Source organism: Geothrix sp., from assembly GCF_030219325.1.
Taxonomy (GTDB): Bacteria; Acidobacteriota; Holophagae; order Holophagales; family Holophagaceae; genus Geothrix.
On sequence record NZ_CP126625.1, the window covers coordinates 2,727,037 to 2,740,174 of the forward strand.

General features: G+C 67.2%; 13 protein-coding genes and 1 tRNA gene. 4 read left to right on the top strand and 10 right to left on the bottom strand.

The window, feature by feature from the left end; all coding sequences use genetic code 11:
- Positions 1-10: 10 nt before the first annotated feature.
- From QOZ81_RS12195 to QOZ81_RS12240, 10 genes are all read right to left on the bottom strand, one after another.
- Positions 11-1,033, bottom strand: coding sequence for an SAM-dependent methyltransferase (locus QOZ81_RS12195; RefSeq protein ID WP_291206089.1), 1,023 nt, complete (start codon positions 1,031-1,033; stop codon positions 11-13).
- Positions 1,030-1,812 (bottom strand): DUF1295 domain-containing protein, encoded by a 783-nt coding sequence (locus tag QOZ81_RS12200; protein ID WP_291206087.1) that lies wholly within the window; start codon positions 1,810-1,812, stop codon positions 1,030-1,032. The genes QOZ81_RS12195 and QOZ81_RS12200 overlap by 4 nt, the downstream gene beginning before the upstream one ends.
- Positions 1,812-2,282, bottom strand: a complete 471-nt coding sequence (locus tag QOZ81_RS12205) for a DUF2062 domain-containing protein (protein WP_291206084.1) — start codon at positions 2,280-2,282, stop codon at positions 1,812-1,814. Before QOZ81_RS12205 ends, QOZ81_RS12200 begins: the two co-directional genes overlap by 1 nt.
- On the bottom strand, positions 2,279-2,611 hold the full coding sequence (locus QOZ81_RS12210; protein WP_291206081.1) for a DUF1475 family protein: 333 nt from the start codon (positions 2,609-2,611) through the stop codon (positions 2,279-2,281). The genes QOZ81_RS12205 and QOZ81_RS12210 overlap by 4 nt, the downstream gene beginning before the upstream one ends.
- The gene (locus QOZ81_RS12215; RefSeq protein ID WP_291207593.1) at positions 2,611-3,735 is read right to left on the bottom strand and encodes an SAM-dependent methyltransferase; all 1,125 of its coding nucleotides are present in this window, start codon (positions 3,733-3,735) and stop codon (positions 2,611-2,613) included. Before QOZ81_RS12215 ends, QOZ81_RS12210 begins: the two co-directional genes overlap by 1 nt.
- A gap of 56 nt (positions 3,736-3,791) precedes the next feature.
- Positions 3,792-4,592 carry a DUF1365 domain-containing protein gene (locus QOZ81_RS12220; RefSeq protein WP_291206078.1) on the bottom strand — a complete coding sequence of 267 codons (801 nt, stop codon included), beginning with the start codon at positions 4,590-4,592 and terminating at the stop codon, positions 3,792-3,794.
- 100 nt (positions 4,593-4,692) lie between these two features.
- Complete coding sequence (locus tag QOZ81_RS12225) at positions 4,693-5,946, bottom strand: NAD(P)/FAD-dependent oxidoreductase (RefSeq protein ID WP_291206075.1); 1,254 nt, start codon at positions 5,944-5,946, stop codon at positions 4,693-4,695.
- Positions 5,943-6,776: an acyl-CoA desaturase gene (locus QOZ81_RS12230; RefSeq protein WP_291206072.1), complete on the bottom strand. Its 834-nt coding sequence runs from the start codon at positions 6,774-6,776 to the stop codon at positions 5,943-5,945. Before QOZ81_RS12230 ends, QOZ81_RS12225 begins: the two co-directional genes overlap by 4 nt.
- 376 nt (positions 6,777-7,152) lie before the next feature.
- Positions 7,153-7,229, bottom strand: a tRNA-Arg gene (locus QOZ81_RS12235).
- A 370-nt stretch (positions 7,230-7,599) separates the two neighbouring features.
- A complete protein-coding gene (locus QOZ81_RS12240) occupies positions 7,600-8,379 on the bottom strand; it encodes an N-acetylmuramoyl-L-alanine amidase family protein (protein WP_291206069.1) in 780 nt (259 codons plus the stop codon).
- Between QOZ81_RS12240 and hisS the strand changes: the two genes are divergently transcribed.
- From hisS to QOZ81_RS12260, 4 genes are all read left to right on the top strand, one after another.
- The gene (hisS, locus tag QOZ81_RS12245; protein ID WP_291206067.1) at positions 8,378-9,625 is read left to right on the top strand and encodes a histidine--tRNA ligase; all 1,248 of its coding nucleotides are present in this window, start codon (positions 8,378-8,380) and stop codon (positions 9,623-9,625) included. The two genes, QOZ81_RS12240 and hisS, sit on opposite strands and share 2 nt — an antisense overlap.
- Positions 9,626-9,924: 299 nt before the next feature.
- Positions 9,925-11,085: a hypothetical protein gene (locus QOZ81_RS12250; protein WP_291206064.1), complete on the top strand. Its 1,161-nt coding sequence runs from the start codon at positions 9,925-9,927 to the stop codon at positions 11,083-11,085.
- 193 nt (positions 11,086-11,278) lie between these two features.
- Complete coding sequence (locus tag QOZ81_RS12255; RefSeq protein ID WP_291206061.1) at positions 11,279-12,574, top strand: DEAD/DEAH box helicase; 1,296 nt, start codon at positions 11,279-11,281, stop codon at positions 12,572-12,574.
- Positions 12,575-12,641: 67 nt separating this feature from the next.
- The gene (locus QOZ81_RS12260; protein WP_291206058.1) at positions 12,642-13,112 is read left to right on the top strand and encodes a MarR family winged helix-turn-helix transcriptional regulator; all 471 of its coding nucleotides are present in this window, start codon (positions 12,642-12,644) and stop codon (positions 13,110-13,112) included.
- Positions 13,113-13,138 lie beyond the last annotated feature (26 nt).

Consider the following 13,138-nt stretch of genomic DNA (forward strand, 5'->3'; position numbering starts at 1 on the left):
TATCCGGGGATCAGGGGCGGCGGAAGCGGTAGTGGCTGACGAACCACTCCGAACCGCCCTGGAAGCCCCACAGCTCGGCGCAGGCCATGAAGAAGATGCGCCACTGCAGGAAGCGCCAGGATGCCTCCGCCCCATAGGTGGCCTGGAACAGGCTGAGGATCTCGTCCCGATGCGCATCCTGGTTGTGCAGCCAGGCCTCCGCCGTGGCCTGGTAGTGGGTGCCGGAGACGCGCCAGTGGTCTTCCAGGTGCAGCTGTTCCTGGAACCGCAGCAAGTAGCCGTCGGCGGGCATGATGCCGCCCGTGAAGAAGTGCTTCGCCATCCAGTCGGAGTCGTCGCGGATCTCGAACGGATAGGTGTACTCCCGGTGGGTGAAGATGTGGACGAACAGCGCGCCCCCGGGCCGCAGCCACTGCGCGATCCGGCCCATGAGCTCCCGGTGGTTTCGCATGTGCTCGAACATCTCGACGCTCACCACACGGTCGTAGCTGCCGGGCGCTTCGAAGGTGGTCATGTCCGCCGTGAGGACCTCCACGTTGGTCAGCCGGCGCTCGGTGGTCCGCGCCAGGATGAAGGCCCGCTGGTCCCGGGAATTCGAGGCTGCAGTGATGCGGCTCGCGGGGAAGTGCTCGGCCATCCACAGGGTGAGGCTGCCCCAGCCACAACCCAGTTCCAGGATGTCCTGGCCATCGGCAAGCTGCGCCCTATCGCACGTGAGGCTCAGCATGGCCTGCTCGGCACGGCCCAAGTCCGTGACACCGGCTTTAAACAGGGCCGAGCTGTATTTCAGGTGTGGCCCCAGCACGAGCTCGAAGAAGCGAGGCGGCACCTCGTAGTGCTGGTCGTTGGCATCCTGCGTGTTCACGGCGATGGGCCCGGTGGACCAAGCGGCCAGGTGGCGCCGGAAGCGCTCGTGGACGGCCTCGACACCGCCCTCGGCCTCGTCTCGCAGGCGCTGGCGGAGCAGCTGCCGGATGCGCCCTCGGATGAGGACATCCGGCACCAGGCCGGCGGTCAGCAGGGTGTCGATCATGGATCCACCTTCCGGGGCCACCAGGGAATGAAGGGCGAGGTCTCCCGCTGGTAGCGGGCATAGTCCTCGGGGCGGCTGCGGAGGCTCTGGGCCTCGGTGTAGGGGATCCCGGTCACCCGCAGGAGGAAGTAGAGGATCAGGGCCGGACACAGGGTCGCCGTCCAGCCCCACGGAGCCGACCAGGCGAGCAGGAGGTAGGCCACCCACAGCAGCCACTCGAAGAAATAGTTGGGATGCCGCGAGTACCGCCAGAGGCCTTCGCGACAGGTGTGACCCGCCGCGGTGCCGCTGGTCTTGAAGCGCCGGAGCTGACTGTCCGCCAGGGACTCGCCGACCCAGGCGCCCAGCCAGAGCAGGGCCGCCGCCCACTCCAGGGAGTGCAGGCCGGGCCTGGGGTTCCAGGCGGCGAGCAGGAAGGGCAGGCCGAGGAGCACGTCCAGCATGGCCTGGCCCTGGAAGAAGGCAAAGAACTTCAGGTCGAGCCCCGTCTGCCAGGCCGCGCGGATGGCCTGGTAGCGGCCATCCTCATGGGGGTCCGTGGCCACGCGATGCCAGAGGTGGAGGCCAAGGCGCAGGCCATGCAGCCCACCCATGAGGCCCACCAGGAACCGGCGTTCCAGGGGCGCCGGGCCGAGCGCCGCCGCGAGCAGCGCCATGATGGCCAGGCCCAGGGCCCAGCCCACATCCACCCAGCCGGCGTTGCGGGTGTGACGCTGCCAGAGCCAGAGGGCCAGCTGCAGCAGACTCAGGATGCCCGCGCCCCAGAGGGCGGCGACCATCACGCAGGCACCTGCTGGAAGCGGCGCGCGGCCCACCGGAACAGAGGCTGCAGGAGCAGCGCCAGGAGTGCCGACCCCAGCGGTGCGGTCAGGCCCCAGGCCACACCGGCATGCCACAGGCTGGTCCAGAACGTGTGCAGGGCCCCCCAGGGGTCGGCCCGGAGGGCGCCGGACAGCACCTCGACCGACAGGGGCAGTCGCGGAGCCCCGAAGAGCTTTTCACCCAGCCGGATGAAGGGGATGAGCAGGAGCAGCTGCAGCGGGTAGGCCAGGTAGTTCGCCACCTGCATCACCACCTGGTTCAGCTTGAAAGCCAGGGCCAGGAAGATGCAGAGCCCCGTGGAGGTGCCCACCAGGGGCGACACCCCCGCGCCCAGACCGAGGGCGAGGCTCCAGGCCATGCGCCCAGGGCTGAGCCCCTGCCTCAGCTGACCGACCAAGGGCTCCCAGAGCCAGCGCCGCAAGCTCATCCGTCCCTCCGCAAGAGCAATGCCTCGACGCCCGCACCGGGCGGCAGGCGGTACAGCTGGATCAGCATGTAGCCCGCCATGGCCAGGTTGCCCAGGGCGAAGAGCAGCAGCAGCCAGAGCAGGCTGCGCCCAAGACTCGCCTCCTTGTAGAGGATCCACAGCCAGAACCACAGGAACCCGAAATAGGCATCACACAGGGTAGCCACGCCCCAGCGATCCGCGAGCAGGCGCTGGAAGCCAACGAGCACGTTGGCGTCGAGGCTGGCCCAGATGGTCACCGCCACCATGGCGACGAACACTGCGATGGAAAACAGCCAGAGGGGGCGCATCACCAGGGCTCATTGAACAGCGGAGCATCGCCCCCAGCCTTGGCCAGCAGCAACTGGGCATCGCCGATGTGGCGCTCGGCGAAGGCGCCTTCACAGTAGGCCAGGTAGTAGTCCCACATGCGGATGAACGCCCCGTCGAAGCCCTGGGCGCGCACGTCCTCCAGCCGGGCATGAAAGGAGTCCCGCCAGGCGTGCAGCGTGTGGGCGTAGTGCAGGCCGATGTCCTCCAGGTGGTGCAGGGTCATGGAGGTGCTGCGTCCGATGGAGGCCACCATGCGCGACACGGAGGCCAGCTCAGCGCCTGGGAAGATGTGCTTCTGGATCCAGTCACTCTGCCTGATGTAGTCGGCAAAGCGCTGCTCGTTCATGGTGATGGTCTGGAGCAGGAAGCGTCCCCCGGGCTTCAAGAGCCGGTCCACGGCACTGAAGTAGGCGTCGTAGAACTCAAGCCCCACGGCCTCGAACATCTCGATGCTCACGGCCTTGTCGAACCGGCCCTCCAGGTGGCGGTAGTCCTCCAACCGCAGGTCGATGCGATCCGCCAGCCCCTCTCGCTGGAAGAGGTCGCGGGCGTACTCGAACTGTTGCCGGCTGATGGTGGTGGTGGTGACCCGGCAGCCGTGGGTGCGGGCCGCATGGAGTGCGAATCCGCCCCAACCAGTGCCGATCTCCAGCAGGTGGTCGCCGGGACCCAACTGGAGCTTGCGGCAGATCAGTTCGAACTTGGCCTGCTGGGCCGCTTCGAGCGATTGACCCGGCGTTTCGAAGACGGCACAGGAGTAGGCCAGCGCGGGGTCGAGCCAGAGGCGGTAGAAGTCGTTGCCCAGGTCGTAGTGGTGGCCGATGTTCCGGCGGGAGCCTTCCACATGGTTGCGGCGGCGACGATGCAGCAGGCGGTTGGCGGCTTTGCCCAGCGTCGCCAGGACGCCTCCATCCTGGTCGAAGGCCGCCATGTTGCGCACGGCGATGCGCACGACGGACACGAGGTCGTCCGTGTCCCACCAGCCCGCCGTGAAGGCCTCACCCAGGCCGATCTCACCATGGAGCAGGCCGGCGCGGAAGGCCCGCGGGTCGTGGATGGACACCCGGGCGCGCAGGTTCGAGTCGGGGTTCCCGAGGGTCACCAACCGCCCATCCACCTCCAAATCCAACCGACCCACCCGGATGTCGGCGAGGGACCTCAGAAGGAGGCGCTGGGCGAGGGAGGGGGTGTCGGCGGCCTCGAAGGACCGGGGTGGGTGAACACCGGCACGCGCTTGATCCATAGCCAGAAAGCCTCCCAATGTATGGCTGTGAGCACCTTGAGGGTCATCCAGGGGAACCGGATGAGGGTTTTCCTTAGGATGCCCGGCGTCCAGGGATGTCTCTGGAGATCGAGGGCAGCGTTGAAAAATAAATCTAGACAGTTAAATTCGGCAATGTGGACTCGCAGCCTGTCTCCCGGGGGCGTGAAGGTCCAGCGGTAGCGGCAGTCCATGGGCATGAAGGGGCTCACGTGGAAGGTCTTGGGCACGTCGAAGCTGACCCCGTTCGGCCCCTGGCGGCCCTCGGCCACGGGCATCCAGTAGGTGTGCCGCTCCCGCCAAGGGGTGTTGCTGACCTGGGCCATGATCAGGGTCAGGCGGCCAGCCCGGTCGTGGCAGTAGAAGTAGCTCACCGGGTTGAAGCAGATGCCCAGGTAGCGCAGGTGGGTCAGCAGGAAGATGGGCCCCTCCGGCAGCTGGTATCCCTTGGCCTCGGCGTCCCGGCGCAGCCGCTCCCGCAGGGGCAGTGTGGGATCCCCGAACTGATCCTCCTCGTGGAAGGCCGCCCAGTTCCACCGTCCATAGCTGAGGAGGCGGGACATGCCGCACAGCTCGGGGATGCGATCCACGTCCAGGAGGGCCATGAACAGCGGATAGGTGAAGGCATGCACCTTGGGCTTCGTGCGCCGGTGGCGGACCTCACCGAGGTAGAGGGCGGGCTCAGGCAGGCTCACCATGCGAAACCCAGGTCACGCGCGACGCGGATTCCAGAACGGACGCCGTCCACTCGGCATCCGCTGCGCGGGTGCGCGAGACCTCGCGCCATGGGGCACCCGTTCACCATGTGACACCCAGGTCACGCGCGACGCGGATTCCAGAACGGACGCCGTCCTCATGAAAGCCGTAGCCCCAGTAGGCGCCGGCATAGTGGGTGCGGCCGTGGAGGGAGGCCGGGCCACTCACCTCGGCCCAGCGCGCCTGGGCTCGGATGGCTTCGCGGGTGAACCGGGGATGCTCGTAGGCATAGCGGCCGGCGATGGCCGCGGGATCCAGCAGATCCTCCGCATGCAGGCTCACGAACCAGTCCTGTTTGGTCCCGAGGGGCTGCAGGCGGTTCATGTGGTAGGTGAGCACCAGGCGCCCGCCATCCCCATGGGCCTTGAAATTCCAGGAGGCCCAGCCGCGCCGGTGGACCGGCAGCAGGGTGGCGTCGCGATGCAGCACGGTGGGGCTCAGGTTGCTGGTGAAGGCGCTGAAAACCTCCCGTTCCTGGGGACTGGCATCCGCAAGCAGGGGCAGCACCTGGTCCCCGTGACAGGCGAAGACCATCTGGTCGAACCGGCGTGTCTCCTGCCCCTCCAGGTACAGGTGGACGGCCCCTTCGGACCGCCGGACGCTGTTGATCCGGGCGCCCGTCACGATGCGCTCCCGGAAGGGCCGGGTGATGGGATCCAGGTAGCGCGAGGTCCCACCGGGGATGGTGCGCCAGGGATGGTGCGTGGTCACGCCGAGGAAGCCGTGGTTATGGAAGAACCGCGCCAGCGTAGCCGCCGGAAAGAGCTCCATGTCCGCCAGGGAGGTGGACCAGACCGCGCCGGCCATGGGGTAGAGGTACTCTGACTTGAACCGCTTGGAAAACCCGTGGCGGGCCAGGTACTCGCCCAGGGTCGGCCCTTCGGCCTCCCGGCTGTCGAGCAGGGTCAAGGCAGTCCGGTTGAAGCGGATGACCTCGGCCCAGAGGCCGAAGAAGCCCGGGTCGACCAGGTGCCGCCGCTCGGTGAACAGGCCATTCAGGCCACGGCTACACCAGGGGTGGGCATTGCCGCTGGCGGCAAAGCTCATGTCGCTGGGACAGGTGTCCATGGCCAGCTCATCCATGAGCCGGAGGAAGTTCGGGTAGTTCACCTGGTTGTGGACGATGAAGCCGGTGTCCACGGCGACGGGACCTTCGGGGGCATCCACCGTGACCGTGTGTGTGTGGCCACCGATCCGGGTCTCCTTCTCGAACACCCATACTTCATGTTTCCTGCTGAGCAGCCAGGCGGCGGACAGCCCTGCGATGCCGGTGCCGATGACAGCGATGCGGCTCATGGCCTGGGGGCCACCACGGTGGAGGCCGGGAAGGGACGGATGTCGCGCACGATGCGCACCCAGCTCAGGATTTTCAGCGCGTAGAAGGTGGGGTCGAACTCCCACCAGCGGATGCCCTGGCGGCAGCTGGCCTGGTAGTGGTGGTGGTTGTTGTGCCAGCCCTCGCCCAGGGTGATGAGGGCCAGCACGAAGTTGTTGCGACTCTGATCCTTCGTGTCGAAACGCCGGGTGCCCCAGACGTGGGTGAGCGAGTTGATGCAGAAGGTCCCGTGCCAGAGCAGCACAGTCGAGATGACGAAACCCCACACGAGCGATTCCCAGGCGCCGATGCCCGTCCAGGCTCCGAAGGCGAAGGTGGCCGTGCCCAGCAGCCAGGGGCAGAGCCAGTGGTAGGCATCCAGGAAGCGCAATTCCGGGAAGCGGCCGAAGTCCTCGATGCTCCGGGTGTCGTAGTGGTCGTGGGCATCCGACAGGATCCACCCCACGTGGGACCACCAGAATCCGTCCGTCACCGGCGAATGCAGGTCCTGGGCCGTATCCGAGAAACGGTGGTGGTGGCGGTGGTGGGCCGCCCACCAGAGCACGCCCTTCTGCGCCGAGGTCTGGGCCACGAAGGCCAGCAGGAACTGAGGGACGCGCCCCAGCTTGTAGGTCCGGTGGCTGAAGTAGCGGTGGTAGCCCGCCGTCACGGCGAACATGCGGATCAGGTAGAGCCCGACGCAGAGCGCCACCAGCTTCCAGGAGAAGGCCAGCCAGACCGCAGTCAGGCAGGCCAGATGCAGCAGCACGAACGAAACCGAGGTGACCGTCACTGCAAAGGGCTTGCGCATGGACCTTCCCGGGGCAGGGATCCAGGGTAGCCCAGGAAAACAGCAGGTCCCGGGCCTGTTCAGAAATTCACGGGATGGTCACGGTCGTGGAGCCGATCCTGGGGGCGGGGCCCATTCGATGCACTCGCCGGTTCGATCCCAGGACGTCAACAAAGCCAGGGGGGCCATGCGGCCCGGGCGGGAATCGAACCGTGCGGCTTTGCCGCCCCGCCTCGCTTCGACGCGCCTGAGGCTCCGCCTCCGCGAGCCGGCGAGCGGGAGCGCCATCCGGTGGAGGGCTCGTCAGGCGGAGGGGCGCGTCTCGGGCGATGCACTCGCTGGTTCGACCCCAGGACGTCAACAAAGCCAGGGGGCCATGCGGCCCCCCTGGCTTTGTTGGTGCACCCGACTGGAATCGAACCAGCGACCTTTGGCTTCGGAGGCCAACGCTCTATCCAACTGAGCTACGGGTACTGCGACCTTCCATCATGGCTTCGAATGGGCTTCGGTTCAAGGTCGGCCTCCGGCCAACGCTCCTCCCCCTGACGGACAGCGCCCCGCGCTGTCCTCCCGCTCCTCGCTCCGCTCGTTCGCGGAGGCGGAGCCTCCCAACTGAGCTACGGGTACTGCGACCTTCCATCATGGCTTCGAATGGGCTTCGGTTCAAGGTCGGCCTCCGGCCAACGCTCCTCCCCCTGACGGACAGCGCCCCGCGCTGTCCTCCCGCTCCTCGCTCCGCTCGTTCGCGGAGGCGGAGCCTCCCAACTGAGCTACGGGTACTGCGACCTTCCATCATGGCTTCGAATGGGCTTCGGTTCAAGGTCGGCCTCCGGCCAACGCTCCCTCAGCCGGGTCCCCCGACCATCCTCCGCCTCACGGACCCGTTGGTCTCGGCGAAGTAGCGGCGGACGCCCAGGGTGATGGCCTCGGCGACCTTGGCGCGGAAGGCGGCGTCCTTCAGTTTCTCTTCCTCTTTCGGATTGGAGATGAAGGCGACCTCGACCAGCACTGCGGGCATGGCGGCCCCGCGCAGGACGATGAAGGGCGCCTGCTTGACGCCCCGTTCCTTGATGCCGGCCAGGCGATTCAGCTGGCCCTGGACGGCCACGGCCAGGCGCTCGGAGTCCTGCAGGAAGGCCTTCTGCGCCAGGTCGTCCAGGATGCTGGCCACCACGCTGTCGGCGCTACCGGGGGCGGCGCCGGCACCCGCGTTCTCCACGGCCACCACGTCCTCGTCGTCGCCCTTGCCCAGGCTCAGGAAGAACACCTCGGAGCCCCGGGCGGCCTTGGCCCGGGCGGCGTTCAGGTGGAGGCTGATGAAGAGGTCGGCCCCCTGGGCATTGGCCACCTTGGCCCGGTCCCAGAGGGGGATGAAGGTGTCGTCGTCCCGCGTGAGCACGGCCTGGAACCCGGCCGATTCCAGCCGGGCGGCCACGGCCTTGCCGATCTCCAGGGCGGCTGTCTTCTCCTTGAGCCCCTTGGGCCCCTTGGCGCCGCCATCATCGCCGCCGTGGCCGGGGTCCACCATCACCTTCAGACGCGGCTGGGGTGCGGCGGGTTTGGGAGTCTGGCCCCAAGCCAGTAGGCTGAAGGTGGCAAGCAGAATGCTCGGGAGTCGGATCATGGCCCAGTCGGTGAAAGGTATGCGGGATCTCTTCGGGGCGGAGCTGCGCTGGTTCCAGCATATCGAGGAAACCGCCCGCCGCGTGTTCGGCCGCCATGGCTACGGTGAGATCCGCACCCCGATCCTCGAGGAGCTGGATGTCTTCAAGCGCAGCGTGGGCGAGAGCTCCGACATCGTGAACAAGGAGATGTACCAGTTCACGGACAAGGGCGGCCGCGAGGTGGTGATGCGCCCGGAGAACACCGCCGGCGTGGTGCGGGCGGCCATCCAGCACAAGCTGCTGCTGAACAACGATCCGGTGCTGTTCTATTACATCGGCCAGCAGTTCCGCTACGAGCGCATGCAGACGGGCCGCTACCGGCAGTTCTGGCAGATCGGCGCCGAGAGCTTCGGCGTGGCCAGCCCTGAATCCGAGGCCGAGAGCCTGCTCATGCTCCACAGCTTCCTCACCGAGCTGGGCCTCAAGAACCTGGTCTTCTCCATCAACAGCGTGGGCACGCCCGAGTCCCGCCCCGCCTTCCACGCGGCCTTCCGGGCCTTCTTCGCCGAGCGCGCCGACCAGTTCTGCGAGGACTGCCACCGGCGCATTGAATCCAATCCGCTGCGCGTGCTGGATTGCAAGAATGAGACGTGCCAGAGGGCGCTGGAAGGCCATCCGGTGCTCACGGACTACCTGGACGAGGGCTCGGCGAAGCACCATGCCCGCCTGAAGGCCCTGCTCACGGAACTGGGCATCCCCTACGAGGAGAATCCCCGCCTGGTGCGCGGTCTGGACTACTACACCCGCACGGCCTTCGAGGTGCTCAGCTCGGACCTCGGCGCCCAGAGCGCCCTGCTGGGCGGTGGCCGCTATGACGGCCTGACCAGGCAGATGGGCGGTCCCGAGGTCCCCGCCTTCGGCTGGGCCATCGGCTTGGATCGTCTGGCCATGGTGCTGCAGCAGGTGCGCGGCGAGGCACCCTTCGCCCCCCCGGCCCTGCTCATCCCCCTGGGCGAAAGGGCCGCCACCGAGGCCCTCAAGCTGGCCCGCCAGCTCTGGGACGCGGGCGTGGCCCTCCAGCTCGAAACCCGGGGTGGAGCCCTCAAGAAGGCCATGGCCTCCGCCAACCGCCTGGGCATCCAGACCGTCCTCATCCTGGGTGATGGCGAACTCGAGAGCGGCACCATCACCGTCAAGCACATGGCCACGGGTGAGCAGGAGACCTGGCCCCTGGGCGAAACGGGCTCGAGGCTGGCCGCCCGCTAGATTCCGAAAGCACCGGTCGGCGCCTGGGATCTTCCCGGCGCCATCCCATCAACCGTCCCGCTGGACCGCCAGGCGCTGACTTGGTAGCCCGTGCCGCCGGAGCGTCGGCCCGGGGCCTCCTGGAGGTCTGCCGCCTGGTAAGGGGGCGGATGGTTTTCCTGGTTCCTTCGGGAAAAAATTCATAATCCATAAAAATTGTGTTTTTGCCGGAAAACAACCATCATCATACTGCTCATCCCTGCCCTCCATGGGGCCCAGAACCATTCCAACCACCTACCAATCAAACCAATGGAGCGCCCATGTCGCTGCCAAAGATCCTCCTTCTTGCCTGCCTGATCCTGACCTCCACCTGGGCCCAGGCCGGGCCCAAACCCGAGCGGCCCATCAAGCTCGTCCAGCAGCATGCGGACCGCCAGGCACTGTCCAGCCACCTGCGCAACCTCGGCTTCAAGGCCCGCGGCGGGGTCGACAAGGCCACCACCGATCGGGACGAGGCGGAGAACCGCTCCTTCCCCCACTTCTCGTCCTCGTTCAGCACGGGTGGCACGGCCTACCCCTTCACCATGGTGGGGTATGCCCCCAAGTCGGGGCGCGCGGCCTCGATCAAGTCGGTGATCGTGCCGCTGCGCATGAACTTCAACTGGTTCGGCGCCAACTACGACGTGAACCACAGCTTCGAACCCGCCCCGGCGGTGGCCAACATCGTGGGTTCCCCCATGTACGTTCCGGCGCAGTTCCCCAATGGCTTCGGCCAGTTCGGCGACCAGATGCAGCGGGCCGCGTTCTGGAATCGCATGGACCATGACCACAACTGGCATGTGCGGATGGCCGCACCGGTCGTGGCCAAGACCGTGGACATCTACGTGACGCCCGAGACGGGTTCGCTCTATCAGGATGCGGACGGCAACTTCTTCGGGGACGTGCTGATCGATTTCATGGACGCCCAGGTCCAGACCATCCTCCAGTTCCTCAACCTCGATGCCGACACCCTGCCGATCTTCGTGACCGATGGCGTCACCGCCGAGGCCCTGGGTTACCACACGGCCTATCCGGTCGCCGGAAACCTGCTGCAGACCTACATCTTCACCTCCTGGCTCGATCCCGCCCTGGTCAGCCCGCTCTTCGCCGACGTGAGCACCTTCAACCACGAGCTGGCCGAGTGGCTCAACGATCCCTTCGTCAACAACGTGACGCCCACCTGGGCCTATCCGCCCCAGAGCGATCCGGCCACGGTCTGCTCGGGGAATCCCTTCCTCGAAGTGGGGGATCCACAGGGAAATGGCCCCACCTATGCTGATTTCCCGACGGCCCTGGTGACCCTGCATGGCGTCACCTACCATCTGCAGCAGGTGGTGCTCTGGCAGTGGTTCGCGGACGAGGTGCCCTCCAGCGCCTTTGGTGGCTGGTATACCTTCCCGATGCCCAGCTCGCTCCAGGTCCCGGCCGTCTATTGCCAGTAGGCTGTCTCATAACCACTAATGACGATAATAAATACAGCGGCGGTGGCCAAATCCTGACCACCGTGGTAAGGTAAAGCCTTCGTGATCGCAGGCGACCCCCGGTCTCCGCCTCTTCTCAGTCCGAATCCCCCTTTCTTGCCCTGACCGGGCCCCCGGAACACCTTCTGCGGGCGGGCCCATTCAGGAGCAAGCCATGTCCTTCGAATCCCTCGGGCTGCTGCCCGAGCTCCTGCGCGCCGTGCGCGAGCAGGGCTACGAAACCCCCACCCCCATCCAGGCCCAGGCGATCCCCCTGGTGCTGGAGGGTCGCGACCTCATGGGCCGCGCCCAGACCGGCACCGGCAAGACCGCCGGCTTCACCCTGCCCCTGCTGCAGCGCCTGGCGCCGCACGCCAGCAGCTCGGCCTCGCCTGCGCGCCATCCCATCCGCGCCCTCATCCTCACCCCCACCCGCGAGCTGGCCATGCAGGTGGAGGAGAGCGTCCGCACCTACGGCAAGTACATCCCCCTGCGCTCCACCACCATCTTCGGCGGCGTGAACATCAACCCCCAGACCAAGGCGCTGCGCGCCGGCGTCGAGATCCTCGTGGCCACGCCCGGGCGCCTCCTGGACCACCAGGGCCAGGGGAACCTGAACTTCAGCCAGCTGGAAGTCCTGGTGCTCGATGAGGCGGACCGCATGCTCGACATGGGCTTCATCCGCGACATCCAGAAGATCCTCGCCCTCCTCCCCGCGAAGCGGCAGACCCTGCTCTTCTCGGCCACCTTCACGGACGAGATCAAGCAGCTGGCTTCCAAGTTCCTGAAGACCCCAGCCACGGTGCAGATCACCCCCCAGAACACCGCCGCCGAGCTGGTGCGCCAGGTCGTGCATCCCGTGGACCGCGAGCGCAAGCGCCACCTGCTGGCCCACCTGATCACCAGCCGCAAGCTGGAGCAGGTGCTGGTCTTCACCCGCACCAAGCACGGCGCCAATCGCCTCTCCGAGCAGCTCGACAAGGACGGCATCAGCTCCATGGCCATCCATGGCAACAAGAGCCAGCCCCAGCGCATCAAGGCCCTGGAGGACTTCAAGAAGGGCGCCGTCCGCGTGCTCGTGGCCACCGATATCGCCGCCCGCGGCCTGGACATCGACATGCTCCCCCACGTGGTCAACTACGAGCTGCCCCAGGTGCCCGAGGACTACATCCACCGCATCGGCCGCACCGGCCGGGCCGGCAGCGAGGGCGAGGCCCTCTCCCTGGTCTGCGTGGACGAGCACGGCCTGCTCCGCGACATCGAGAAGCTGCTCCGCAAGGAGCTGCCCAAGGACGTCGTCACCGGCTACGCCCCGGACCCCAGCATCCCCGCCGAGCCCATCCAGACCGGTCGGCAGGGGGGTAGTGGCCGTGGCCGCGGTCCAGCCCGTCCAGCCCGTAGCAGCTCGGCTCCCGCGCCCCGCGGTGAGCGGGGCCGCCATCCCTCCCGCCCTGGCGCCCGGGGGAAATAGGTCAGACCGCTATACCACTTGACGCGAGGCTTGAAAGGCTCCAAGATTCTTGCTTATGCAAGAACCCATGCCCGACACCCTCACCCAGGCCAGCCTCGGCACCCTCGCCGCCGCCGTCCGCCGCCGCCTGAAACACGTGGTGGGCGCGCGTCTCGTCCCATTCAGCCTCACAATCCAGCAGGCCTGGGTCATGCTGGTCCTGCTGGAGCAGGGTCCCTCCTCTCTGCATCCGCTGGCGCAGCAGGTGTGGATGGATGACCCCACCGCCAGCCGCGTGGTGAAGGCCATGGTCGGCCGGGGGCTCCTGCGCACCCAGCCGGACCCCCGGCACGGCCGACGCATCCTCATCAGCCTGACGCCCGAAGCGCTGCCCATGGCCCAGGGGGTCCAGCAGATCGTGGCCGGGATCCGGGCCAGCCTCGTGCAGGGCCTGAGCCCGGCCCAACAGGAGCTGCTGCGGGAGGGCCTGCTCTCCATGATCGCCAACCTGGACGAGATGTCCGCCGATTCCGCCGATCCGGCCGCTGCGGCTTCGTAACCCGGCCCTGGCTTCCGACCCCATCC

What these genes read in the sequence shown, in the direction of transcription:
- QOZ81_RS12195 (WP_291206089.1), bottom strand. Translation starts at nt 1,033, where the DNA reads ATGATCGACACCCTGCTGACCGCCGGCCTGGTGCCGGATGTCCTCATC.
- QOZ81_RS12200 (WP_291206087.1), bottom strand. Translation starts at nt 1,812, where the DNA reads ATGGTCGCCGCCCTCTGGGGCGCGGGCATCCTGAGTCTGCTGCAGCTG.
- QOZ81_RS12205 (WP_291206084.1), bottom strand. Translation starts at nt 2,282, where the DNA reads ATGAGCTTGCGGCGCTGGCTCTGGGAGCCCTTGGTCGGTCAGCTGAGG.
- QOZ81_RS12210 (WP_291206081.1), bottom strand. Translation starts at nt 2,611, where the DNA reads ATGCGCCCCCTCTGGCTGTTTTCCATCGCAGTGTTCGTCGCCATGGTG.
- QOZ81_RS12220 (WP_291206078.1), bottom strand. Translation starts at nt 4,592, where the DNA reads ATGGTGAGCCTGCCTGAGCCCGCCCTCTACCTCGGTGAGGTCCGCCAC.
- QOZ81_RS12225 (WP_291206075.1), bottom strand. Translation starts at nt 5,946, where the DNA reads ATGAGCCGCATCGCTGTCATCGGCACCGGCATCGCAGGGCTGTCCGCC.
- QOZ81_RS12230 (WP_291206072.1), bottom strand. Translation starts at nt 6,776, where the DNA reads ATGCGCAAGCCCTTTGCAGTGACGGTCACCTCGGTTTCGTTCGTGCTG.
- hisS (WP_291206067.1), top strand. Translation starts at nt 8,378, where the DNA reads ATGGCCCAGTCGGTGAAAGGTATGCGGGATCTCTTCGGGGCGGAGCTG.
- QOZ81_RS12240 (WP_291206069.1), bottom strand. Translation starts at nt 8,379, where the DNA reads ATGATCCGACTCCCGAGCATTCTGCTTGCCACCTTCAGCCTACTGGCT.
- QOZ81_RS12250 (WP_291206064.1), top strand. Translation starts at nt 9,925, where the DNA reads ATGTCGCTGCCAAAGATCCTCCTTCTTGCCTGCCTGATCCTGACCTCC.
- QOZ81_RS12255 (WP_291206061.1), top strand. Translation starts at nt 11,279, where the DNA reads ATGTCCTTCGAATCCCTCGGGCTGCTGCCCGAGCTCCTGCGCGCCGTG.
- QOZ81_RS12260 (WP_291206058.1), top strand. Translation starts at nt 12,642, where the DNA reads ATGCCCGACACCCTCACCCAGGCCAGCCTCGGCACCCTCGCCGCCGCC.